This window comes from Arthrobacter sp. HY1533 (assembly GCF_027568515.1).
Classification (GTDB): domain Bacteria; phylum Actinomycetota; class Actinomycetes; order Actinomycetales; family Micrococcaceae; genus Specibacter.
On sequence record NZ_JANKZF010000017.1, the window covers coordinates 84,727 to 108,085 of the forward strand.

Sequence of the window (23,359 nt, forward strand, 5' to 3'; positions counted from 1 at the left end):
GGCGAGGAAGAGTCAGTCACCCCATTAGCCTACCGGCCCAAGCTGGGTGGACCGTGGGCGGACGCGGCTTGTCCACAGGGGCGGGTTGTCCACAATGTTGAGCATTGCCGTCACAATGTCCCGGATGCCTTCATTGCCCGGACTACGCTGGAATCATGACGTACCAGCCTTCCACCCACCCCGACCAGCTCAGCCCGGACACAGTTGTTGTGGCGGCGGGCCGCCCCGCCCGCGGGCACGACGCCCCGGTGAACCCGCCCATCGTGCTGTCCTCCACCTATGTGGGGACGGGGAACGTGGTGGACGGGGACCGCGCCTACGGCCGCTACTCCAACCCCACGTGGGATCCGCTGGAGGACGCACTGTCCCAGCTGGAAGGTGCCACGCTCCCGGGCCTGGTGTTCAGCTCGGGCATGGCAGCGGTCTCGGCCGGACTGTCGCTGGTTCCGGCCGGCGGCGTCCTGGTCATGCCCACGCATTCCTATCAGGGTGCGCTTGTCATGGCCCAGGAGCTCGCCAACAGGGGACTGTTCAGCCTGCGCACTGTGGACATTGCGAACACCGACGAGGTCATTGCCGCCCTCACCGGTTCGGGGGAGAAGGCTGCGGACATGCTGTGGCTGGAAAGCCCCACCAACCCCATGCTGGAAGTCGCCGACCTCCACGTGCTGTGCCGCTCCGCCCAGGCCGTCGGCGCCATTGTGGTCACCGACAACACCTTCTCCACGCCGCTCGTGCAAAAGCCGCTGGAACTGGGCTCGGACATCGTGCTGCACTCGGTCACCAAGTACCTGGCCGGCCACTCCGACGTGATCCTCGGCGCCCTGGTGACCTCCAGCGCTGAACTGCGCGAACGCCTCCTGCACCACCGCTCCATCCACGGCGCCATTGCCGGGCCGTTCGAGGCCTGGCTGGCCCTGCGCGGGATGCGCACGCTGGCCCTTCGGATCGAGCGCTCGCAGGCCAGTGCCGTTGAACTTGCGAACCGCCTGGACGCGCACGACGGCGTCGAACGGGTTCGCTTCCCCGGCCTGGCTTCGGATCCGGGCCACGTCCGGGCGCAGGCCCAGATGAACGGCTTCGGCTCCATCCTGTGTATCGAGGTGGCAGGAGGCCCGGATGCGGCCGACGCCGTGGTTGACGCGCTGCGCCTGTGGACACCGGCCACCTCGCTCGGCGGCGTGGAATCCCTCATCGAACGCCGCCGCCGCCACGCCAATGAACCGGACTCGGTGCCGGCCAATCTGCTGCGCCTGAGCGTGGGCATTGAGAACCTCGAGGACCTGTGGGCCGACCTTGACCAGGCGCTCGGGCTGGCACTGCGTGGTTCAGCGGACGGGGCGGCCCGGGAGGCGTAGTCGCTCCCGGGTGCTTCACAGCAAACTCCCACCCGAACGGCCGCCGCTGACTGTAAGCTTGGGCTGTGGCCAATATTTTGTACTTCGTTGAGTTTCTTATTCTGACGGCCCTGGGCCTGCTGGCACTGGGCGTACAGGTGTGGGCATTTAGTGATGCCCTGCGCACTCCGGCCGCCTATTTTGAGCGCGTGTACAAGCGCACCAAGACGTTTTGGGCTGCTTTGACAGGCGGTGCCGCATTCTTCGGCTTCCTGTACGTCATTGTGCCGATCACCACGCTGACCGTGCCGCCGCTGGGCTTCAGCATGCTGCTGACGCTGGCCGGCGCCACGGCTGCCGGCGTGTACCTTGCCGATGTGCGCCCGGCCCTCGCCGAGGTGCGTGGCCGCGGACGCGGCAACCAGAACCGCGGTGGCTCCTCCTGGTAGAAGGCCGCGCAACCCAGCGCCCCGCAGGCCCAACCGGCCGGCGGGGCGCGCTGCTTTAAGAGGTGTGCGTGGCGGTGCCTGAGACGGTGATTCCGCCGGATGCGGGGATGAAAACCCGCAGGATGCTGGGCCGTCCAAGGTGCCTGCCCTGGTGGATGAGCACCTTGGCGGGGGTGTCCACCGCACCAAGCGCGCGCAGGTAGGCTCCCAGCGAGGCGGCTGCCGAGCCGGTGGCCGGATCCTCCCGGATGCTGCCCACGGGGAACAAGTTGCGGGCCTCAAATTCCGTGGGGCCCATGACGCGCAGCACCGTCACGGTTCCGGCCCAGCCCTGCTCGTCCATGAGCTCCCGCATTGCATGGGCGTCAAAGCCGAAGGCCTCAAAGTCGCTGTCGCGGCCCAGCACCAAGATCGGGTGCGTGTTGCCCGTGAACGACAACCGAGGCGGGTATTCAGGATGCAGGGCGCCGGAATCGAGTGAGAGCAGTTCCAGCAGCCGCCGCAGCACGGACGGCTCAAATTCTGTGACACGAGGTTCGACGCTCGTGAAGGAGGCTTCAAAGCCGCGTTCCGAGGGCGCAGTGGCCAGAACGATTTCCCCCACGGGTGTGTCGAGGCGGAACGGTCCCGCCCCGAACTTTTCCGCCAAGGCCACGGCAGTGGCCATCGTGGCGTGTCCGCAGAAGGGAACTTCCGCCCCGGGGGAGAAATAGCGGATCCGTGCGCGCCGCCCCGCGTCCAGGGGTGAGGTGACGAACGCCGTTTCCGAGTAGCCAAGGTCCTTGGCGATTTCCTGCATTTGGGCGTCGTCCAGGCCCGCCGCGTCAAGCACCACGCCGGCCATGTTGCCGCCGCCGGGCCCGTCGGCAAACGCCGCCATGTGGAGGAACTCCGGGCGTGCTGCGTCAATCATGGTTGCTGCCCCTTGCGTTTGCCGTTGTCTGTTCAGGCTACTGCTGCGGACGGGTCCACGGCACTCCACGCCACGGTCAACTCGCCGAGCCGCCACCGTGAGGGCGCGCGCACAACGGGCCAGCCGTCGTCGTGCATCTTCTGGCACATGTTCATCCAGCGCTGGCGGTTGCCGAAGGATGCCAGCGGGGCGCCGGCCTGCCAGTGCTTGTCCAGCGCCTGCAGGAAGTCATGGATTTTTTCGCCCGGGACGTTGTGGTGGATGAGGGCCTTGGGCAGCCGCTCGGCAACGTCGCTGGGCAGCTCGAACGCACCAAAACGCAGGGAAATGGTCAGCGACAACGGGCCCGTGCGGTCCAGCGCAACCCAGGTGCTGCGGCGGCCGATTTCATCGCAGGTGCCGTCCACAAAAATGCCGTGCGGGGACAACCGGGCACAGACGGTGTCCCAGATGAGGCGGACGTCGGCCTCGTCGTATTGGCGCAGCACGTTGAAGGCGCGCACCATGGTGGCCAGGCCTGGGGCGGGGATTTCAAAGCCGCCCACCCTGAAGTCCAGGCCTCCGTGCTCCAACGGCTTGGCAATGCGCACCCGTTCGGGCTCAATTTCGATGCCGGTCACGTGGGCGGAGGGGCAGACGGCATTGATGCGTGAATACAGTTCCACGGCGGTGGCGGGGGAGCCGCCGTAGCCCAGGTCCACCACGAGCGGGCTGTCTTCTGTCCGCAGGCGCCAGGCCTGCGGCCCCGCCAACCAGCGGTCCACGCGGCGCAGGCGGTTCGGGTTGGTGGTGCCGCGGGTGATGTTGCCAAAGGGCTTGTTGCGCTGGCGAACTGCCCGGGCCGCGGGGTCGGCGGAAGACGCCCTGACCCTCTGCGCACGTTGAACCACACACCAAGTTTAGGCGCGCGGCGCCCTGGCACGGGACAGATGGGCCGCTTCCACCGCGGCGTGCGGCCGCAGCCTGAACTTATGCGTGGACCCTGGATGCCTCCGGTGCGCACAATCGCCTATGCGCAACGGCAGCGACCCCAGGCGGCGCATAAGTCAGTCAGCTGTCCGCCCTGCGGGCAGTTCTGCGTAGCATTTCGGGTCCGCCCAGCCCCGCCCGCTAGGATGAAACCATGACTTATACGCTGATTTTGCTTCGCCATGGCCACAGTGAGTGGAACGCCAAGAACCTGTTCACCGGCTGGGTGGACGTTGACCTGAACGAGCAGGGTCTCGCCGAGGCCGCCCGCGGCGGTGAGCTGCTGGTGGAGAACAACATCCTCCCCGACGTGCTCTACACCTCGCGCCTCAAGCGTGCCATCAACACCGCCAACATTGCCCTGGACAAGGCCGACCGCGGCTGGATCGACGTCAAGCGCGACTGGCGCCTGAACGAGCGCCACTACGGCGCACTGCAGGGCAAGGACAAGGCCCAGACCCTGGCCGAATACGGCGAAGAGCAGTTCATGGAATGGCGCCGCAGCTACGACACCCCGCCGCCGCCCCTGTCCGACGACAGCGAATTCTCCCAGGCCCACGATCCCCGCTACGCAGGCCTGGGCGACGCCCTGCCGCGCACCGAGTGCCTCAAGGACGTCCTCGTCCGCCTGCTCCCGTACTGGGAATCAGACATCAAGGAAGACCTCAAGGCCGGCAAGACGGTCCTGGTCACGGCCCACGGCAACTCGCTGCGCGCCCTGGTCAAGCACCTCGACGGCATCTCCGATGAGGCCATCGCGTCCCTGAACATCCCCACGGGCATCCCGCTGGTGTACGAACTCGATGAGAACTTCGCCCCCATCACCCCCGGCGGCACCTACCTGGACCCGGAAGCCGCAGCCGCCTCCATCCAGGCAGTCGCCAACCAGGGCAAGAAGTAACTTATCCGCTGATCGAGCTTGCCGAGATCCAGGTTTCGGCAAGCTCAACCACCGGCAACAAGTTCGACGACGGGCCGTCACCTTTCACACGAAAGGTGACGGCCCGCCGTCGTTCCCCACGCCCTCCCCAGCCTCGTGCCTCGGCCGTGGCACCTCGGGCGCGTGGGCCCAAGCAAAAATGAGCCCGATCCCGCCAAATGAGCCCGGGATGTCGGGATCACTTGGCGGGACCGGGCTCATTTTTGCCGGCACCGAAAATTAGCTGGCGAGGAAGTCCTCGGGCTGCCATTCGCCGGTGACCAGGTAGGAGACCTTGCGGGCCACGGACACGCCGTGGTCGCCGAAGCGCTCAAAGTAGCGGCTGGCCAGCGTGACGTCCACTGTGGTGGCCGGGGTTTCGGTCCATTCGGGGGCGGCCATGGTGGCGAACACGGACTTGTGCAGCTTGCTGATCTGGGCCTTGGCGGCGGCAATGTCGCCCACCAGTTCCAGGTCGCGGGTGTCCAGCAGCTCGGTGACCTTCTCCGCAATCAGGATGTCAAGGCGCGCCAGCTCAGCGAAGGTTTCGCCAAGCTGCGCCGGGATGACGGTGTTGGGAAAGCGCAGACGGGTCAGCTGGGCAATGTGGCGGGCCAAATCGCCCATGCGCTCCAGGGAGGCGCTCATCCGCAGCGAGCCCACGATCATGCGGAGGTCGCTCGCCACGGGTCCCTGCAGGGCCAGCACGTCAATGGCGCGCTCGTCGAGATCGTTCTGGAGGAAGTCGATTCGGGCGTCCGCGGCAATGACTTCCTGGGCCTTTTGCAGGTCCGCTGCGGCAAATGCCGTCGTTGCCTTGGTGACGGCCTCGCCAACCAGGGCGGAAATCTCAATGAGACCCTCGCCGATCTGGTGGAGCTCGGCCTGGAAAACTTTACGCACGCGTGTGTCCTTTCTTGGGCAGGGCAACAGGTGCCCAACTGGCCTCCAGCATGACAGTCCAAGGTGAACGCGGCGGCACGCCAAGGTGAACGTTTGTTGAACGGGCCCCGCCGGAAGGCAGTTTTGGCAAAACAGGCACGTGCACAGCTTAGGCTTGATCCGTGGATCCATTGGTTGTAGGACTGGTTGCCGGGTTGATTGGCCTGGCCTTGGGCGTGTTTGGCATGTTTGCCTTCAGCCTGAGCGAACGTTCACGCCGGTTTCCCGTGGACATCGGCGAACCCACCCTGCCCGACGGCGCCACCGAAGTTCTCTCCGTGGTGGGCCGGGCCTACATTGTGCTGGACACTGTGGACGGCGTGGTCCGGGCCAGCCCCGGCGCCTACGCCTTCGGCCTGGTCCGCGGCCACACTGTGGTGCACAGTGAACTCGTGGAGCTTGCCAACAGAGTCCGGCGCGACGGCGTCATCGAGGAGCGGGACCTGATCCTGCCGCGCGTTGCGCTTCCCGTGGCCGGCCCGGCATCCGGCGGCCCGGGCACGACGGCGCCTGCCGCAGCGGGTGCCGCGGCCCCGTCAAGCCAAGGGGCAACCTCCGCCCACGGCGCCACCACCAGCGCCACCACAACCACTTCCGGCGGCCCCGGCCAGGGCACCCTTGTCATCCAGGTCCGCGTCGCGCCGCTGGGTGAGGAATACATCCTGCTGCTGGCCGACGACCGCACCGAGATTGCCCGCACCGAGGCCGTCCGCAACGACTTCGTGGCCAACGTTTCACACGAGCTCAAGACCCCCGTGGGTGCCATCTCGCTGCTGGCCGAGGCGCTCGAATCGGCCCCCGAGGACCAGTCCACTGTGCGCCGCTTCGCCTCCCGCATGATGACGGAATCCGCCCGCCTGGCCGCGCTGGTGCAGGACATCATCGAGCTCTCCCGCGTGCAGGGTAAGGATGTGGCCATCGTTGGCACCAACGTGGACATGAACGCCGTGATTGCCGAGGCCGTGGACCGCACGCGCATGCCGGCGCAGAGCAAGAACATCACCCTGGCAGTGGGACCGGGCCAGCCGGCGGAGGTGTACGGCGAGCAGGCCCAGTTGGTGACAGCGCTGCGCAATCTCATTGACAACGCCGTGCGCTACTCCCCGGAAAACACCCAGGTGGGCATCGGATTGTCGGTGGGGGACGGCGTCGTCTCCGTCAGCATCTCCGACCAGGGCGACGGCCTCACCCCCGCCGAGCAGGACCGCGTGTTCGAGCGCTTCTACCGCGTTGACGCCGCCCGCTCCCGCCACACCGGCGGCACGGGCCTGGGCCTGAGCATCGTCAAGCACATCATCAGCAACCACGGCGGCGAGGTGACACTGTGGTCGGCCCCCAAGATGGGCTCCACCTTCACGGTGCGCCTGCCGCAGCTTTCCAACCCCACGTCCGACGGCGGCATGCACCACCGCGCCGACCGGCACCCAGGCTTGACCTAAAGGAGCGCACCAAGCGTGAGCAGAGTTTTGATTGTTGAAGACGAGGATTCCATCAGCGACCCGCTGCAGTTCCTGCTGTCGAAGGAGGGCTACGAGGTCCAGGTGGCCGACAACGGCCTGGACGCCCTGGTGGAATTTGAGCGCAACGGCGCCGATTTGGTGCTGCTGGACTTGCAGCTGCCCGGCATGAGCGGCACCGAGGTGTGCAAGCACCTACGCCAGCGCTCCAGCGTGCCCATCATCATGCTGACAGCCAAGGACTCGGAGATTGACAAGGTGGTGGGCCTGGAGCTGGGCGCCGACGACTATGTCACCAAGCCGTACTCCTCGCGTGAGCTCATTGCCCGCATCCGGGCCGTGCTGCGCCGCCAGGCCGAGCCCGAGGAGCTCATGGACTCCACTGTCCACGCCGGACCTGTCCGCATGGATGTGGAGCGTCACGTGGTCAGCGTCCACGGCGAGAACGTGGCATTCCCGCTGAAGGAATTCGAGCTGTTGGAGATGCTGCTGCGCAACGCCGGCAAGGTGCTGACCCGCGGCCAGCTGATCGACCGCGTGTGGGGCTCGGACTACGTGGGGGACACCAAGACCCTGGATGTGCACGTCAAGCGGCTGCGCAGCAAGATCGAGCCCGACCCGGCCGTGCCCAAGCACCTGGTCACTGTCCGCGGCCTGGGGTACAAGTTCGAGCCGTAAACGAACACCTGCGGTTATGTGACTCACTTGTCACAAGTGCGTCATATGGGCGGAATTGTTTGGTTTTGATTGTCCTGGTGTGAGCTGCACCATAGGCTGTGATGGATAACATCCAGGCAGTGGCCTGTGCGGCCGCATCAAGACCAAGGACCAATGTCTATGAATTCCCCTTCACCGAAGGCCTCCGGGCGCCTGCGCGGGCGCAAGGCCGTTGCCTTTGCCGCAGCGGCCGCCATGGGGCTGATGGCTGTTTCCAGCCCGGCGCTTGCCCAGGACGCGGCGCCCACGGCAGAATCCGTGGCCACCTCGGCCATGGCAGGCAACAAGGTCATCTTCCCGGGCAACGACGGCAAGGCCCACACCGTCACCCAGGATTCGAAGTCGATGATGGTCGACGGCGAACGCCTCAACGTCTGGAGCGGCGAATTCCACTACTGGCGCCTGCCCGGCACCGACGACTGGCGCGACATGTTCCAGAAGATGCGTGCCAGCGGTTTCAACGCCGTCTCCCTGTACTTCTTCTGGGGCCTGCACTCCACCGAGCCCGGCAAGTTTGATTTCACCGGCATCAAGGACATTGAACTCCTGATGAACATGGCCGAGGAAGAAGGCCTCTACGTCATTGCCCGCCCCGGCCCCTACGTCAACGCCGAAATCTCCATGGGCGGACTGCCGGCCTACCTGACCAAGAGCGGCGCGGGCTCTCTGCGCAGCACGGATCCCGCAGCGCTGGCCGAGTCGCTGGCCTGGATTGACGCGTTCAACAAGATTGCCGTCAAGCACCAGGTCACCGACGGCGGCGGCTCGATCGTCACCTACCAGGCCGAAAACGAGCTCCTCAACGAGGCCGGCGATCGCACGGCGTTCATGCGGGCACTGGTCACCAAGATCAAGGCCGACGGCATCACCGTCCCCGTCTTCCACAACGACTACAGCATGAATGGCGCCTTCGTTCCCGGCAGCTCAAGCGCCGGAGGCAACGTGGGCCTGGACTACTACGCCTTTGACCAGTACCCACTGGGATTCACGTGTTCCAACAGCCGCGGCCAGATCCCGGACATGGAAACCCGCTTCCGCGCCATGACCGCCACCAGCCCCATGTTCATCGCCGAGGGCCAGGGCGGCGCCTTCACCCCGTGGGGTGCCAACTTCAACCCGGACCGCTGCGCCGAATTTGTTGACCCGGCCTTCACCCGCCAATACGGCGTGAACAATCTCAACAACGGCATCAACATGTTCAACTACTACATGCAGTACGGCGGCACCAACTGGGGCTGGACCGGCTCGCCGTCCTCCGGCTTCACCTCCTACGACTACGGTGCGGCCATCAATGCGGACCGTCAGCTCACGCCCAAGGCTGCCGTCCAGAAGGAACTGGGCTACTTCCAGGGTGACTTCACGCCCATCTCCAACATGGTTGCGCAAGAGGGAGCGCCCGTCACAGTTGAGGGCGGCGCCGGGAGCATCAAATCCTACCAGCGCATTGCCACCGAGGACCTGGCCACGGATTCCGTCTCGGGCAACGGCTCCCGCTTCCTTGGCTTCCGCCAGTCCGACAGCAACAGCACGTCAGAGCTGAAGTACTCCTTCCCGCTGACGCTGTCCCCGCGCAAGGAAGTTGTCGAAGCCAGCTATACCAACGACGACCGCGACACCTCCGCCATCAAGTACACGGGCACCTGGGGCAAGTCGAACGGCGAAGGCTGGGCCGCAGGAAACTACAAGGGAACCGAAACGTTCAGCAACCGCACCGGTGATTTTGTTGAATACAAGTTCACCGGCGCCGGCATCCGCGTCATTGCCGCACAGTCCACCAACCACGGCTACGGCGATGTCTACATTGACGGCGTGAAGGTTGGCCAGACCAACACCTACCGCGGCCAGAACGCCAACTTCCAGTACGTCGCCTTCCAAAAGGACGGGCTGGATCCCAGCGTTGAGCACACCATCAAGATTGTGGTGACGGGCCAGAAGGATGCGGCCAGCGAGGGCACGTTTGTCACCGTTGACGCCTTTGACGTCATCGCCGCCCCGGCCCAGGCCACGGTGGTCAAGCCCGACGACGTCGACGCCGCCATCACGTACTCCAAGGCCGGCGGGGTGTCCCAGTGGACGCACGCCACCGGCGAGAACTGGACGGCCAATGACTACCAGGGCACCCAGACGTTCAGCGATATCGCAGGCGCCTTCTATGAGTACACGTTCAAGGCCGCCGAGGTCCGCCTCATCACCCCGCAGGCCACCAACCACGCCAAGGCAGATGTCTTCATTGACGGCGTGAAGGCGGGCGAGACCAACACGTACGTGTCGAACCCGGCTGGCCAGTCGGGCTTCAAGGCCTTTGAAAAGAAGGGCCTGGACCCGAACGTTAGCCACACCATCAAGGTGGTCAACACAGGCGTCAAGGGCGATCTCGAAGCCAACGGCACCTTCATCGGCATTGACGCCATTGAAACCTCAACCCCGGGCGGCACCACCCCCGAGGTCCCGGATGACTCCATCACCTTCGCCCGCGTCCCGCAGAAGGCAGGCACGTTCCTGAGCATGCACGGCCGCGACGCCAACATGGTCATTGCCGACTACGCCTTCGACGGCCAGAAGCTCATGTACTCCACCTCCGAGCTGTTCACCAAGATGCCCGTCGCCACCGGCACGCTGCTGGTCCTCAACGGCTCCAAGAACGACGCCGGCGAAACAGTTCTGAAGTACGCCTCCGAGCCCGCCGTCACCACCTTGGGCGGAACCCCCGTGGAATCCGTGTGGGACGCAGCCACCAAGACGCTGCGCCTGAACTACGTCCACGGCAACGGCACCGCTGTGAAGATCACCGGCGGCGGCGCCCCCGAGCTGCGCATCGTCACCACCGACCGCAGCGCCACCGGCCAGCAGTGGCAGGTGGACGGCATTGTCAAGGGCGGCACCACCAACAAGACCGTCATGGTGGCAGGCGTTGACCTGCTCCGTTCCGCCGAGTTCGACGGCGAAACCGTCAAGCTCGTGGGCGACACCAAGGCAGCCCGGGCCATCAACATCTACGTCCCGGCCGGCATCACCAAGGCCAGCTGGAACGGCGTGGCACTGGCCACAACAACAGGCGCCAACGGCCAGCTGGTCGCCAACCTGGCAGGACCGGCCCCGGCCGTGCTGCCGGCGCTGACAAACTGGAAGGTCTCGGGCGAAAACCCGGAGTCCGCCGTGGCGTTTGACGACTCCAAGTGGGTGGTGGCCAACGCCACCACTGCCGCCAACACGCGCCAGGGCCCCGGCCCCAACCAGGGCAAGGTCCTGGACACCGCCTTCCACGGCTTCTACGAGGGCGACACCTGGTACCGCGCCAGCTTCACGGCCGCCACCGCCGCCACCAGCATCCAGCTGCGTGGACAGGGCGGAAACGCCGGCAACATGCTGGTCTGGGTCAACGGCACCTTCGTTGGCGCACCCGACGCCAATGGCAACATGGTGACGGTGCCTGTCCCGGCCGGCGTCATCAAGAGCGGCGAGCCGACCCTCGTCGCGGTAGTGGTCCGCAACAACGGACAGAACCTCGACTGGTCCGACGACGGCCTCTCACGCCAGAACCGCGGATTGTTCGACGCAGTCCTGCCCAGCAGCGGAGCCGTCACCTGGAAGCTCCAGGGCGCCAAGGACAAGGCAGCCCCGGTTGATGTTGCACGCACCATGTACAACACAGGCGGTCTGTACGGCGAGCGTGCCGGTTGGTACCTGCCCGGCTACCCGGATTCGCAGTGGGCGGATGCCAGCGGCTTCAAGCCTGCCAAGGCCGGGGTGACCTGGTACCGCAGCAGCTTCAAGCTGGCCATCCCGGCCGGCACCGACACCGCCATCGGCCTGAAGGTCAATGACGCCAAGTTCGACGCCGGCCGCCAGTCCTTCGCGCGCGCCGTCATCTACGTCAACGGCTGGAACACCGGAACCTGGGTTGGAGATGTGGGCCCGCAGAGCACCTTCACCATCCCCAGCGGCTTCCTGAACAAGTCCGGGGACAACACCCTGGCCATTGCCCTCACCACCGAGCGCGACGCCCAGGGCCCGGACTCCTTCACCCTGGTGGACCGCGGCACCAGCCTGGGCGGCGTGCCCACCACGCTGAACACGGCGCCGGACTACACCCTGCCGGTTGTCACGGCAGCAGCCGCCAAGTCAACGCTCGACGTCGGCGAGAAGACGGCCTTCAGCGGCACCTCTGCGCTGGCCGCGATCGGCAACGGCGCACTGACCAACGCCGTCATCAACTACGGTGACGGCACTGCGGCCGTCACGGTTCCCGTGGTCAACGGCAGTTACTCGGCGGAGCACAGCTTCACCGCGAAGGGCAGCTACTCCAGCACCGTCACCATCAAGGATGCCGTTTCCGGCGCCGTGCTGGGCAGCAAGAGCGTCGCGGTCACGGTGGCCGAACCGGGCACGACGCCCACGGCAACACCGTCGGCTACGCCCAGCGCAACGCCCAGTGCAACCCCGAGCGCCACGCCCAGTGCAACGCCGTCGGCGACGCCCAGTGCGACGCCGAGTGCAACGCCTTCGGCAACGCCGAGTGCCACGCCCAGCGCGTCACCGTCGGCAAGCCCGTCGGTGGAGCCGTCGGCGTCACCGTCGGCTTCGTCCTCGGCCACGCCGGGTGCCACGGGGACCCCGTCCACGAGCACCAAGCCCTCGGTTGCCCCCAGTGCCAGCCCGAAGGCCCCGGTCACGCTGAGCTCCGGCACGGCTGCTCCGGGCGGCAAGCTCACCATCACCGGCACGGGCTTCAAGCCCGGCAGCAAGGTCAGCTTCACGCTGCACTCCACGCCGGTGCTGCTGGGAACCGCGACGGCCGACGCCAAGGGTGTGGCGTCCCTGGCAGTGACCCTGCCGGCGGACGTTGCCGCCGGTGCGCACTCGATTGTCGTTGACGGTGTGGGGGTTGACGGCAAGCCCCGCCAGCTCAGCATCGCCTTGACCATCACTGCCGCCACCACCACCCCCGCTGCGGAAGATGACCTCGCCAACACGGGTGCCAACAACACGGCCCTGGGCGGCGCGGCAGTGCTGCTGCTCCTGGCCGGCACCGCGGTGTTCGTCCTGAACCGCCGCCGGAAGGCCAGCCACTAGCACCACGGCAAGGCCACTGAAGCTGCGCTCCGTTGTGAATCAACGGGGCGCAGCTTCGTCAGTGGCGCATGGTTAACCGGAAATGGCGCGCAGCTTCAGGGGCCGGACGCAAGAAGGGCCCGTTGTCATGGTGACAACGGGCCCTTCTCGCGTGAAAGCTGGAACTACGGAGTGGCGGTGGCAGTGGGGGTTGCCTCTGCCGCGGCCTCCGTGGTGGGGGCAGCCGTGGGGACCAGGTTCTTGTACTCGGCCAGGGTGCCGTCCAGGACGGGAACCTTCAGGCTTGCAGTCTCCGAGCCGGCACCGGACTGGCGCAGTTCAACTGTTTCAACGCTTCCCGGGGGCTGCTCAACAGTGCTGAGGATGGCCTGGTCGCTTGCGGTGCTCAGGATCAGGGGCACGCCCGGCTTGACGGTGATCTCCGTCTGGGAACCGGCGGCACCGCTGATGGTCAGGGTGATGTCGGAGTCTGCATCGTTGTAGAACGATCCGGCGACGCGGCCGGGCTTGCCGGCTGCCTCGGAAATGATCAACACGTTGCGCAGTTCCAGCTTGCCCATGTCCAGGTGCACGCCGTCGGAAACAGTGACCTCCATGGCGGTGCTTTGCTGGTTGATGGCACTGCAACCGGTGAATGCCATGGCGCCAATGCCGATGGCTGCAATCAGGCTCAAGCGTTGCGCTCGTTTTGTACCGCGGATGCCGGCAGCGATTCTCACGTCAGTAACTCCTCATGGAAAAGACAAAATATCTTTGCCCAGCTTATCCGCAAACGTGGTAAAAGTACTCTTCGGTTGCGGCGGGGCAACTTTGCCTCCGCCGGCACCCTGGGTGCCCGATGCACCTCGGCAGCCTTTAGTCAAGGGGGCGGGAAATCTCCAATTGCTGGAACAATTGCGCGTTCAGCGTAGTCCCGGCGGCCCCTGACCTGCGGAAACTCAAGGGAGCGGGAAGTTAACCGTGGTAAACTAGAGGTATTGGAAAGGGAGAATCCACATGCTTTTTGAGGTCGGCGAGACAGTAGTTTACCCACACCATGGTGCGGCAAAGATCGAAGAGATCAAGATGCGCACCATCCGGGGTGAAGAGAAGATGTATCTCAAGCTCAAGGTTGCGCAGGGGGATTTGACCATTGAGGTCCCTGCAGAAAACGTTGACCTGGTTGGGGTTCGTGACGTTGTAGGCAAGGAAGGGCTGGAGCACGTATTCGAAGTGCTTCGCGCGGAGTTCACGGAGGAGCCCACCAACTGGTCCCGCCGGTACAAGGCAAACCTGGAAAAGCTGGCCTCCGGCGATGTCATCAAGGTGGCCGAGGTTGTTCGCGACCTGTGGCGCCGTGACAACGACCGCGGCCTCTCGGCTGGCGAAAAGCGCATGCTGGCCAAGGCCCGCCAGATCCTGATTTCCGAGCTGGCACTGGCGGAAAAGACCGACGAGGACAAGGCTGCTGAAGTCCTCGACGAGGTACTCGCTTCATAGCAAGTCGCACATTTTTGAAAAACCCCTGCACCCACTTGGTGCGGGGGTTTTTCGCATTTGGGGCCGCAATGCGTGCGGCGGTCTAATGTAGAAGCCATGAACGAGATGAAGGCCGGCGGATGCGCCGTGGTGATTGTTGCAGCAGGCTCGGGGCAGCGCCTGGGCCACGGGGTTCCCAAGGCGCGCGTGCCCCTGGGCGGGGAGACCATGCTGGTCCATGCCGTCCGCGGCGTCATGCGGGCGGGCGTCGCCACGCAGATTTGCGTGGCCATCCCGGCCGGGGACCCGGAACTTGAGGCCATCTGCCAGCGCCTGGGCGCCGAGGCGGTTACAGCCGGACTGGACTTCAGCTCCGTTGAGGGCGGTGCCGACAGGTCGGCCTCCGTTGCGGCGGCGCTGGCCCTGATTGGCGACGGCGTCACCCGGGTCATGGTGCACGACGCCGCCCGGCCGCTGACCCCTGCCGGCGTTTTCAACCGCGTGGCCGCGGCCCTGCGCGACGGCGCGAAGGCCGTCATCCCGGCCCTGGCCGTCACCGACACCATCAAGACAGTGGTCCCGGCCAGCCTCCCGGCAACCGGCGCCGGCGTGGAAAAGGTTGAAGGCACACCGGCCAGGAGCCAGCTGCGTGCCGTGCAGACCCCGCAGGGCTTTGACCTGGCCACCCTGCGCGACGCCCACGCCCGCGCCCTGGACATGGATCCCGCCACGGCCGCCCAGATCACCGACGACGCCATGCTGGTCGAGGCCCTCGGCGAGGAAGTGTTCGTGGTGCAGGGCTCCACCCACAGCTTCAAGGTCACCACGCCCATGGACCTGCTGCTCGCCGAGGCCATGCTCGAGGGCCCGCTGCGCCCGCGCTGGGTGGAGGGATAACCATGAACCTGCCCCGCACCGGCATTGGCATTGACATCCACGCCTTCGCACCCGACGGCGACCCGGCCCCGCTTTGGCTCGCCGGGCTCCTCTGGGAGGGGGAGCGCGGCCTCAGCGGCCACTCCGACGGCGACGCCGTGGCCCACGCCGCCGCCGACGCCCTGTTTTCCGCTGCAGGGGTGGGCGACCTCGGCACCCACTTCGGCACCGACCGCCCCGAATACAAGGGAGCCTCCGGCGTGCGCCTGCTGTCCGAGGCCGCCAGGATCGTGCGCGCCGCCGGCTTCGAGATCGGCAACATCGCCGTGCAGTTCGTGGGCAACCGGCCCAAGTTCTCGCCCCGACGCCAGGAAGCCGAGGCCGTGCTGGGCGAGGCCGCGGGCGCGCCGGTGTCGGTGACCGCAACGACGTCGGACAGGCTGGGATTCCCCGGCCGCGGCGAGGGCATCACGGCAGTCGCCACGGCACTCGTGGTGGCCGTTGCCCCAGGGCTTGGCTCCGAAGAAGCCCACTCCGCCGGACAACGGGATACCCTAGAGCCGTGACCCTGCGCTTCCATGACTCCGCCACCGCCGCCGTACGCGACTTCACCCCGCTCCGAGAGGGGAAGGCCTCGCTGTACTACTGCGGCGCCACGGTCCAGGGCGAGCCGCACATTGGGCACGTACGCTCGGCCCTCGCCTTTGACCAGCTGACCCGCTGGCTGCAGGCCAGCGGCTACGACGTCACAGTGGTGCGCAACGTGACGGACATCGACGACAAGATCCTGGTCAAGGCGCAGGAGAACAACGAGCCCTGGTGGGCCTTGGCCTACCGCTTTGAGCAGGCCTTCGAGGACGCCTATGACGCCCTGGGCATCCTCAAGCCCAGCTACGAGCCGCGCGCCACTGGCCACATCCCGGAGATGCACGCCCTCATTGCGCTGCTGATCGAGCGCGGCCACGCCTACCCGGCACTGGATGATTCCGGCGACGTCTACTTCGACGTCCGCTCCTGGAAGCAGTACGGATCCCTGACCCGCCAGAACATTGACGACATGCAGGCAGCGCCCGACGCCGACCCCCGGGGCAAGCGCGACCCCCGCGACTTTGCGCTGTGGAAGGGTTTCAAGGAGGGCGAGCCGGAGACCGCCAAGTGGGAGTCCCCCTGGGGTGCCGGCCGTCCCGGCTGGCACCTGGAGTGCTCCGCCATGGTCACCAAGTACCTCGGCACCGAGTTCGACATCCACGGCGGCGGCCTGGACCTGCGCTTCCCGCACCACGAGAACGAGATGGCCCAGTCGCAGGCGGCCGGCCACGGCTTCGCCAACTTCTGGATGCACAACGGCATGGTCACCTACCAGGGTGAAAAAATGTCCAAGTCCATCGGCAACACCATCAACCCGCGCGAAATGCTTCAAATCGCCCGCCCGCTCGTGGTCCGGTACTACCTGGGCCAGGCCCACTACCGCTCTGTGCTGGACTACCGGCCGGGCTCGCTCACGGAGGCCGCGGCCGCCGTCGAACGCATCGAGACGTTCATGAACGCAGCCCTGGGCCAGCTCCACCCGGACGGTTCCGACTACCAGGGCACGCTGCCGGAGGCTTTCCGCACCGCCATGGACGACGACCTGAACATCCCCGCGGCCCTGGCCGTGCTGCATGAAACGGTCCGCGCCGGCAACACCGCACTGGCGGCCGCCGACCGCGACAACGCCGAGGCAGCATTCCTGGGGGCCGTCGGCATGACGGAGGCGCTGGGCATCAACCCCCTCGATGCGCAGTGGCAGCAGGGGAGCGGTTCGGAGTCCATGGCCAACGCCCTCGATGTGCTGGTCAAGGCACAGCTGGAAGCCCGGGCGCAGGCGCGCGTGGAGAAGAACTGGGCCGAATCGGACCGCATCCGCGACGTGCTCGCGGCGGCCGGCGTCGAAGTGGCCGACACAGCAGCCGGCGCCACCTGGTCCCTGAAAAAGTAGCCCTTCCGACGCCGCATCACTTAACGTCCCCTTTTTCCCGACGCGGCACCACCAGATGCAGCTTTTTCACCAACGCGGCATCACCTGGATGCTGATGCAGGCCCCGCGGGCGGTGACAATGCGCACTTTTTGGCCCATACACCACTGAATTTGCCCGGAGGACGTAAGCTGGTAGCTACGGGTATTTTGATTCCCGTTATCAGGCGTGCCAAAAATGTGCCCGCTGAGAAGATTTGTTTGACGAACTTCGGGGTCTGCACATAGGGCGCCGCACCAATCGTAAGGGTTTCACCATGGCCAACAATCCCCGTTCCGGCGCCGTCCGCAAGCTCAAGAAGGGCCCCTCCAAGGGCACCGGCGGGCTGGGCCGCAAGGCACTCGAGGGCAAGGGCCCGACCCCCAAGGCCGAAGAGCGCACGTACCACAAGGCGTTCAAGAACAAGGAGCTTGCGGAGCGTTCGGCTGCCAAGCGCACCGCCGGCACCAGCGCCTCGCCGCGCCGCAACAGCGGCCCCAAGGGCAAGGCCATGGAAGAACTCGTCACGGGCCGCAACTCGGTTGTTGAGGCGCTGCGCGCCGGCATCCCCGCCAAGGTCCTCTACGTCGCCGTGCGCGTCGACATGGACGAGCGCGTGCGCGAATCCATCAAGCTGGCCGCAGAGCGCGGCATCCCGCTGCTGGAAGCCCAGAAGCCGGAACTGGACCGCCTCACCGAGGACGCCGTCCACCAGGGCCTGGTCCTGCAGATCCCCCCGTACGACTACGAGGACGCCGTTGACACGGCCAGCGAGATCATCGCCAAGTGGAAAAAGGGCCACATCGCCAACGCCCCGCTCATCGTGGCACTGGACGGCATCACCGACACCCGCAACCTCGGTGCCATCATCCGCAGCGTCTCGGCCTTCTCCGGCCACGCCGTCATCATCCCGGAACGCCGCAGCGCCGGCGTCACGGCCGCAGCTTGGAAGACCAGCGCCGGTGCAGCCGTGCGCGTCCCGGTCGCCAAGGCCCCGAACCTGAACCGCGCCATCGGTGCGTTCCAGAAGATGGGCTACTTTGTCCTGGGGCTCGACGGCGACGGCGACGTTGCTCTGCCCGACCTCACCCTGGCGCAGGAACCTGTCTGCATCGTTGTGGGTTCCGAAGGCAAGGGCCTGTCCCGTCTGGTGCGCGAAAACTGCGACCAGATCGTCTCCATCCCGATCGACTCCGCCATGGAATCGCTGAACGCCTCCATGGCAGTCGGCATCAGCTTGTACGAGATCTCGAGGCAACGCGCGGTCAAGGGGTAGCCGCATGGCCGTCACAGTCATCCGGGCCGTCAGCACCCTGGGCGCGGCCCTGTCGCGCCATTTTCCGCTGGGCGTCAGCGGCCTTCCCGCCGAACACGGGCCGGATGCGGCCAACGTGGCGGTGTATTCGCCTGCCCTGAGCGACGTGGTCCTGTGCTTCCAGCCTCCGGGCGGGGCGTGGAAGGCCATGCTGCTGCCGGACAAGACCGACGGCGTCCACCACGGCCTGGTGGAAAACATGCCTCCCGGCACGCGCTACGGCTTCTACACCGAGCCCGGTGCCAGCCGGGAGGAGATGCTCCTGATTGACCCCGACGCGGTCCAGCTGCTGCTGGACCCGTATGGGCAATACATTGACGAGCACCAGGGTGCCGGCGGCGAAACCCGCTACCTCTCGGTCCGGATGGACCCCGGATTCGACTGGGGCACGGTTGCCCGGCCCAACACCCCGTGGCGTGAAACCGTCTTCTACGAAGCACACGTCCGCGGCCAGACAATGCTGCACCCCGACGTGCCCGAGGACATCCGCGGCAGCTATGCCGGCATGGCGCACCCGGCAATGATCAAGCACCTGCAGGGGCTGGGTGTGACCGCCGTCGAGCTTCTGCCCATCCACTTCCACGTCGACGAGCCGCACCTGGACGGCACCGGCATGGCCAACTACTGGGGCTACAACTCCCTGGGATTCTTCGCCCCGCACGTGGGCTACGCCAGCGCCGCGGCGCAGGCGGCAGGTCCGCAGGCCGTGCAGGCCGAGCTCAAGGGCATGATCAAGCTGCTGCACATGGCCGGCATCGAGGTCATCCTGGACGTTGTGTACAACCACACGGCCGAGGGCGGCGCCGGCGGGCCCGCCTACAGCTGGCGGGGCCTTGCCGAGGAGCAGTACTACCGCCTCCGCGACGGCAAGTACTACGACACCACCGGCTGTGGCAACACCCTGAATTTCAGCAACCCGCACGTCATCAAGATGGCCATGGATTCGCTGCGGCACTGGGTCCAGGAGTACCACATCGACGGTTTCCGTTTTGATTTGGCCGTCTCCCTGGCCCGCGACGCCGCGCATGAGTTCAACAGCCAGCACCAGTTCCTGCTGGCGGCCGCCACCGACGGCGTGCTGGCCTCCACCAAGCTCATTGCCGAGCCCTGGGACGTGGGCTACGGCGGCTGGCAGACCGGAAAGTTCCCCACTGGATGGGCGGACTGGAACGATTCCTTCCGCGACACCGTCCGCGAGGTGTGGTTGACCGACCGTGCCGCCATGTTTGCCGGCTACCACCACAACGGCCTGGCAAAGTTCGGCGACGCCCTTGCCGGTTCGGCGGAGCTTTTTGCCGCCTCGGGCCGCAGCCGCATGGCCTCGATCAACCTGATCACCGCCCACGACGGCTTCACCCTGGCCGACCTCACGGCCTACAACCACAAGCACAACGAGGACAACCAGGAAGACAACCGGGACGGCACCAGCAACAACCGCAGCTGGAACCACGGCGTGGAGGGCATCACCAACAACCCCCACACCCTGGCCCAGCGCGCCCGCACGTCCCGGAACTTGATGGCCACCATGCTGTTGGCGCTTGGCGTTCCCATGATCACGGCAGGAGACGAGCTCGGGCGCAGCCAGGGCGGCAACAACAACGTCTACTGCCAGGACAACGAGATCGCCTGGGTTGACTGGACCATGGATGCGGAAGCCAAGACCATGCTCGCGGCCACGCGCCGCCTTCTGCAGATCCGCAAGGACTTCCTGGCCGAGCAGCCCAGCAGCTATCCCACCCGCGGCGGGAAGTCGTTCATCCACTGGTTTGGTGCCGACGGACTGCCCATGACCCCGGAGCGCTGGACCAACCCGCACGAGCGCGTCCTGACCATGCTCATGGGTTCCCCCGACGGCAAGGTGGATGGCCTGGTGGTCTTCAACACGGGAGTCACGGACGAGGACGTGGTCCTGCCGGCCAACCCCCGTTTCGGCGCGGACAGCCCCGAGGCCCGTCCCGGCCGCCCCCGCCCGTACATGCTGCGGATGACCACGGCCGAGGCGCGCCAGAACGACGACGGCGAGCCCACCTTCAGCCTGCCCCGTTCGGTGCCGCTCGTGGCACCGGGAGACGCCGTGCGCGTGGGCGCCAACACCGTCCAGATCTACCGCAACGACCTCACCGCAAGGTAACTCCGGCCCGGCGAACACCCCGGTGGTCGAGCCTGTCGAGACCCCCTGGATTTCGACAGGCTCAATCACCGGGAGGAACTGATCTCGACAAGCTCGATCACCGGTCTCTACGCGGTGGTGATGAGCCCCAGCTCGGCCGGGTTGGCCAGGGCGCCGTGGCGCGGCAGCACCTGGACGCCGTAGCCAAAGTCGCCCGAGCGGTCGATCAGCAGCTCGGCGGCAAACTGGTGCCGGCCCCCGCCGTTTTCCTGCACGGCTTCCAGCGCCAGCACCTGGGTGTCCAGGAGTTCGTCGCTTTCACCGGCCGTGCCGTAAATGACATTGACCTGCACATCGGCGGGGTCCAGCCGGCCCAGGTCCACCCAGGCCCGCACCTGCAGCGTCTCGCCGATCTGCGGCTCATCGGCCAGCCCGTGGGATTCCACGTGCTCCACACGGACGTCCTGCCAGGAATCGCGCACGTGCCCGATCCACCCGGCCAGCGTCCGCACTGAGGCGTAGCCGTCGGCGCGTGCTAGCCGGCCCGATTCCGCGGCCGGCTGGTACAGGCGCTGCACGTATTCGGCCACCATGCGGTTGGCGGACACCGCCGGGCCCAGGTTGGCCAGGGTGTGCTTGATCATGGAGATCCAGTGCGCCGGCAGGGCGCCTTCGTGCGGCTGCGAGGGTCCGGCCGCCCCGGCACCGGCAGCAACCACCTCGCCGTAGAAGCGCGGCGCCACCTGGGTTTCGAGCAGCTCGTACAGGGCCGAGGCCTCGATGTCGTCGCGTTCCTCATCCCCGGCCCCGGTATTGGCCGTCGGGATCGCCCAGCCGTTTTCGCCGTCGTACATTTCATCCCACCAGCCATCCATGACGGACAGGTTCAGCGAGCCGTTGATGGCGGCCTTCATGCCGGAGGTGCCGCATGCCTCGAGCGGCCGCAGCGGGTTGTTCAGCCAGACGTCGCAGCCCGGGAAGAGGGTGCGGGCCATGGCGATGTCGTAGTTGGGCAGGAACACAATCCGGTGCCGGACCTCGGGGTCGTCGGTGAACTGGACCAGATCCTGGATCATCTTCTTGCCGGCGTCGTCGGCAGGGTGCGACTTTCCGGCGATGATGATCTGGATGGGGTGCTCGGGGTGCAGCAGCAGCGCCTTGAGCCGGGCGGGGTCGCGCAGCATCAGGGTCAGACGCTTGTAGGTGGGGACGCGGCGGGCAAAGCCGATGGTGAGCACATCGGGGTCCAGCACGGAATCGGTCCAGGCCAGCTGGGCGTCGGCGGCGCCGCGCTTCTTCCAGGAGGCGCGCAGCCGGCGCCGGGCGTCATCCACCAGCGCCGAACGCAGGCGGCGGCGCAGCGCCCAGACGTCGGCGTCGCTGACGTCGTACACCTTGGACCAGTCGGGCCCGTCCAGGACTTCGGCGCCGAAGCGCTCCCGCGCCAGCTCGGCCAGCTGCGGGTCAACCCAGGTGGGCACGTGCACGCCGTTCGTGACGGAGGTGATGGGCACGTCGGCCACGTCGAAGCCCGGCCACAACCCGGAGAACATGCCGCGCGAGACCACGCCGTGCAGCTTGGCGACGCCGTTGGCGCGCTGGGCCAGGCGCAGCCCCATGACGGCCATGTTGAAGACTTCGGGGTCGCCGCCGTCGTAGTTTTCCGCGCCGAGGGACAGAATTTCCGCAACGGGCACGCCCGGCGCCAGCTGGCCGGCGAAGAAGTGCTCGATCATGCTGCGCGGGAAGCGGTCGATGCCTGCGGGCACGGGCGTGTGGGTGGTGAAAACGGTCGACGCGCGGCCGGCCGCAAGTGCCTCGCCCCAGGACAGCGGCACAGGGGTGATCGAGGGATCCATGAGTTCGCGGATGCGCTCGATGCCCAGGAAGCCCGCGTGGCCCTCGTTGGTGTGGAACACCTCGGGGGCCGCCGTGCCGGTGAGGCGGGCGTGGGCGCGCAGGGCCTTGACCCCGCCCATGCCGAGCAGCAGTTCCTGCGTCAGGCGGTGGTCCCCGCCGCCGCCGTAGAGCCGGTCGGTGACGCCGCGGGCGGCGTCGTCGTTCTCGGCCACGTTGGAATCCAGGAGCAGCAGCGGCACCCGGCCCACATCGGCGCGCCAGACGTGGGCGCGCAGCAGCCGGTTTCCGGGCAGGGGCAGCTGGATCTCCACGGGGCTGCCGTCTTCCTCGCGCAGCAGGGTCAGCGGCAGGGCATCGGGGTCGAGCAGCGGGTAGCTTTCCTGCTGCCAGGCGTCCTTGGACAGTGACTGCTTGAAGTATCCGGCCTGGTACAGCAGGCCCACGCCAATGAGCGGCACGCCCAGGTCGGAGGCGGACTTGAGGTGGTCGCCGGCCAGGATGCCCAGGCCGCCGGAGTACTGCGGCAGCACCTCGGTGATGCCGAATTCGGGGGAGAAGTAGGCAATGCATTCCGGGGCCCCGGCGCCGAGCGACTGGAACCAGCGCGGCTCGCTGAGGTAACTGTCCAGGCTCTGCGCGGCGGCGTCAACGCGGGCCACCACATCCGGGTTCGCGGCCAGTTCCTGGAGCTGTTCGCGGGAGAGCCCGGCCAGCATGGCGAGCGGGTCGCGGCGGGACTTTTCCCACTGTTCCGGGTTCAGGGATTCAAAGAGCGCGCGGGTGGGAACATGCCATGACCAGCGCAGGTTGGTGGCCAGCCGGGTCAGTGCTGAGATCTGGGCCGGGACGACGGTGCGGACTGTAAATCTGCGGATTGCCTTCATGCCGGTCACCATAGCCCACGTCTGACGCGCCCCGGCAAGATCTGTGACAAATTTGGCCCTTGTTACGCCGACACGCCCGCCGGAAA

The 23,359-nt window shown here is 66.6% G+C and carries 17 protein-coding genes; 12 read left to right on the forward strand and 5 right to left on the reverse strand.

Annotated features, from left to right (window positions below; genetic code table 11):
* Window positions 1-155 precede the first annotated feature (155 nt).
* Both PCK14_RS13705 and PCK14_RS13710 read left to right on the forward strand, forming a co-directional pair.
* Window positions 156-1,358, forward strand: coding sequence for a trans-sulfuration enzyme family protein (locus tag PCK14_RS13705; RefSeq protein ID WP_269939064.1), 1,203 nt, complete (start codon window positions 156-158; stop codon window positions 1,356-1,358).
* A gap of 65 nt (window positions 1,359-1,423) precedes the next feature.
* Entirely contained in the window at window positions 1,424-1,786 is a 363-nt protein-coding gene (locus PCK14_RS13710) for a DUF2516 family protein (protein WP_269939065.1), read from the forward strand.
* Between the two features lie 55 nt (window positions 1,787-1,841).
* On the opposite strand, the gene PCK14_RS13715 is transcribed toward PCK14_RS13710, so the two are convergent.
* Both PCK14_RS13715 and PCK14_RS13720 read right to left on the reverse strand, forming a co-directional pair.
* The gene (locus PCK14_RS13715; RefSeq protein WP_269939066.1) at window positions 1,842-2,699 is read right to left on the reverse strand and encodes a PhzF family phenazine biosynthesis protein; all 858 of its coding nucleotides are present in this window, start codon (window positions 2,697-2,699) and stop codon (window positions 1,842-1,844) included.
* Between the two features lie 32 nt (window positions 2,700-2,731).
* Window positions 2,732-3,589, reverse strand: a complete 858-nt coding sequence (locus PCK14_RS13720) for a class I SAM-dependent methyltransferase (RefSeq protein WP_442864719.1) — start codon at window positions 3,587-3,589, stop codon at window positions 2,732-2,734.
* A 233-nt stretch (window positions 3,590-3,822) separates the two neighbouring features.
* Between PCK14_RS13720 and PCK14_RS13725 the strand changes: the two genes are divergently transcribed.
* On the forward strand, window positions 3,823-4,569 hold the full coding sequence (locus PCK14_RS13725; protein WP_269939067.1) for a phosphoglyceromutase: 747 nt from the start codon (window positions 3,823-3,825) through the stop codon (window positions 4,567-4,569).
* A gap of 258 nt (window positions 4,570-4,827) precedes the next feature.
* Here PCK14_RS13725 and phoU read toward each other — a convergent pair whose 3' ends face one another.
* Window positions 4,828-5,490: a phosphate signaling complex protein PhoU gene (gene phoU, locus PCK14_RS13730; protein ID WP_269939068.1), complete on the reverse strand. Its 663-nt coding sequence runs from the start codon at window positions 5,488-5,490 to the stop codon at window positions 4,828-4,830.
* Between the two features lie 161 nt (window positions 5,491-5,651).
* On the opposite strand from phoU, the gene PCK14_RS13735 reads away from it, so the two are divergent.
* From PCK14_RS13735 to PCK14_RS13745, 3 genes are all read left to right on the forward strand, one after another.
* On the forward strand, window positions 5,652-6,968 hold the full coding sequence (locus tag PCK14_RS13735) for a sensor histidine kinase (protein WP_269939069.1): 1,317 nt from the start codon (window positions 5,652-5,654) through the stop codon (window positions 6,966-6,968).
* A gap of 15 nt (window positions 6,969-6,983) precedes the next feature.
* Window positions 6,984-7,664, forward strand: a complete 681-nt coding sequence (locus tag PCK14_RS13740) for a response regulator transcription factor (RefSeq protein WP_269939070.1) — start codon at window positions 6,984-6,986, stop codon at window positions 7,662-7,664.
* Between the two features lie 159 nt (window positions 7,665-7,823).
* Entirely contained in the window at window positions 7,824-12,776 is a 4,953-nt protein-coding gene (locus tag PCK14_RS13745; RefSeq protein ID WP_269939071.1) for a beta-galactosidase, read from the forward strand.
* A gap of 164 nt (window positions 12,777-12,940) precedes the next feature.
* Here the strand turns inward: PCK14_RS13745 and PCK14_RS13750 are convergent, their stop codons facing one another.
* On the reverse strand, window positions 12,941-13,450 hold the full coding sequence (locus PCK14_RS13750; RefSeq protein WP_269939072.1) for a hypothetical protein: 510 nt from the start codon (window positions 13,448-13,450) through the stop codon (window positions 12,941-12,943).
* A 322-nt stretch (window positions 13,451-13,772) separates the two neighbouring features.
* On the opposite strand from PCK14_RS13750, the gene PCK14_RS13755 reads away from it, so the two are divergent.
* The 6 genes from PCK14_RS13755 (at window position 13,773) to glgX (ending at window position 20,550) form a co-directional block, all read left to right on the forward strand.
* Window positions 13,773-14,255: a CarD family transcriptional regulator gene (locus PCK14_RS13755; protein WP_269939073.1), complete on the forward strand. Its 483-nt coding sequence runs from the start codon at window positions 13,773-13,775 to the stop codon at window positions 14,253-14,255.
* Window positions 14,256-14,351: 96 nt separating this feature from the next.
* Complete coding sequence (ispD, locus tag PCK14_RS13760) at window positions 14,352-15,131, forward strand: 2-C-methyl-D-erythritol 4-phosphate cytidylyltransferase (RefSeq protein WP_269939074.1); 780 nt, start codon at window positions 14,352-14,354, stop codon at window positions 15,129-15,131.
* 2 nt (window positions 15,132-15,133) lie between these two features.
* A complete protein-coding gene (ispF, locus tag PCK14_RS13765; RefSeq protein ID WP_269939075.1) occupies window positions 15,134-15,676 on the forward strand; it encodes a 2-C-methyl-D-erythritol 2,4-cyclodiphosphate synthase in 543 nt (180 codons plus the stop codon).
* On the forward strand, window positions 15,673-17,088 hold the full coding sequence (gene cysS / locus PCK14_RS13770; RefSeq protein ID WP_269939076.1) for a cysteine--tRNA ligase: 1,416 nt from the start codon (window positions 15,673-15,675) through the stop codon (window positions 17,086-17,088). The genes ispF and cysS overlap by 4 nt, the downstream gene beginning before the upstream one ends.
* A 293-nt stretch (window positions 17,089-17,381) precedes the next feature.
* The gene (gene rlmB, locus PCK14_RS13775; protein ID WP_269939077.1) at window positions 17,382-18,380 is read left to right on the forward strand and encodes a 23S rRNA (guanosine(2251)-2'-O)-methyltransferase RlmB; all 999 of its coding nucleotides are present in this window, start codon (window positions 17,382-17,384) and stop codon (window positions 18,378-18,380) included.
* 4 nt (window positions 18,381-18,384) lie between these two features.
* The gene (gene glgX, locus PCK14_RS13780; RefSeq protein WP_269939078.1) at window positions 18,385-20,550 is read left to right on the forward strand and encodes a glycogen debranching protein GlgX; all 2,166 of its coding nucleotides are present in this window, start codon (window positions 18,385-18,387) and stop codon (window positions 20,548-20,550) included.
* Between the two features lie 107 nt (window positions 20,551-20,657).
* Here glgX and glgP read toward each other — a convergent pair whose 3' ends face one another.
* Window positions 20,658-23,273, reverse strand: a complete 2,616-nt coding sequence (gene glgP, locus PCK14_RS13785) for an alpha-glucan family phosphorylase (RefSeq protein WP_269939079.1) — start codon at window positions 23,271-23,273, stop codon at window positions 20,658-20,660.
* Between the last annotated feature and the right edge of the window lie 86 nt (window positions 23,274-23,359).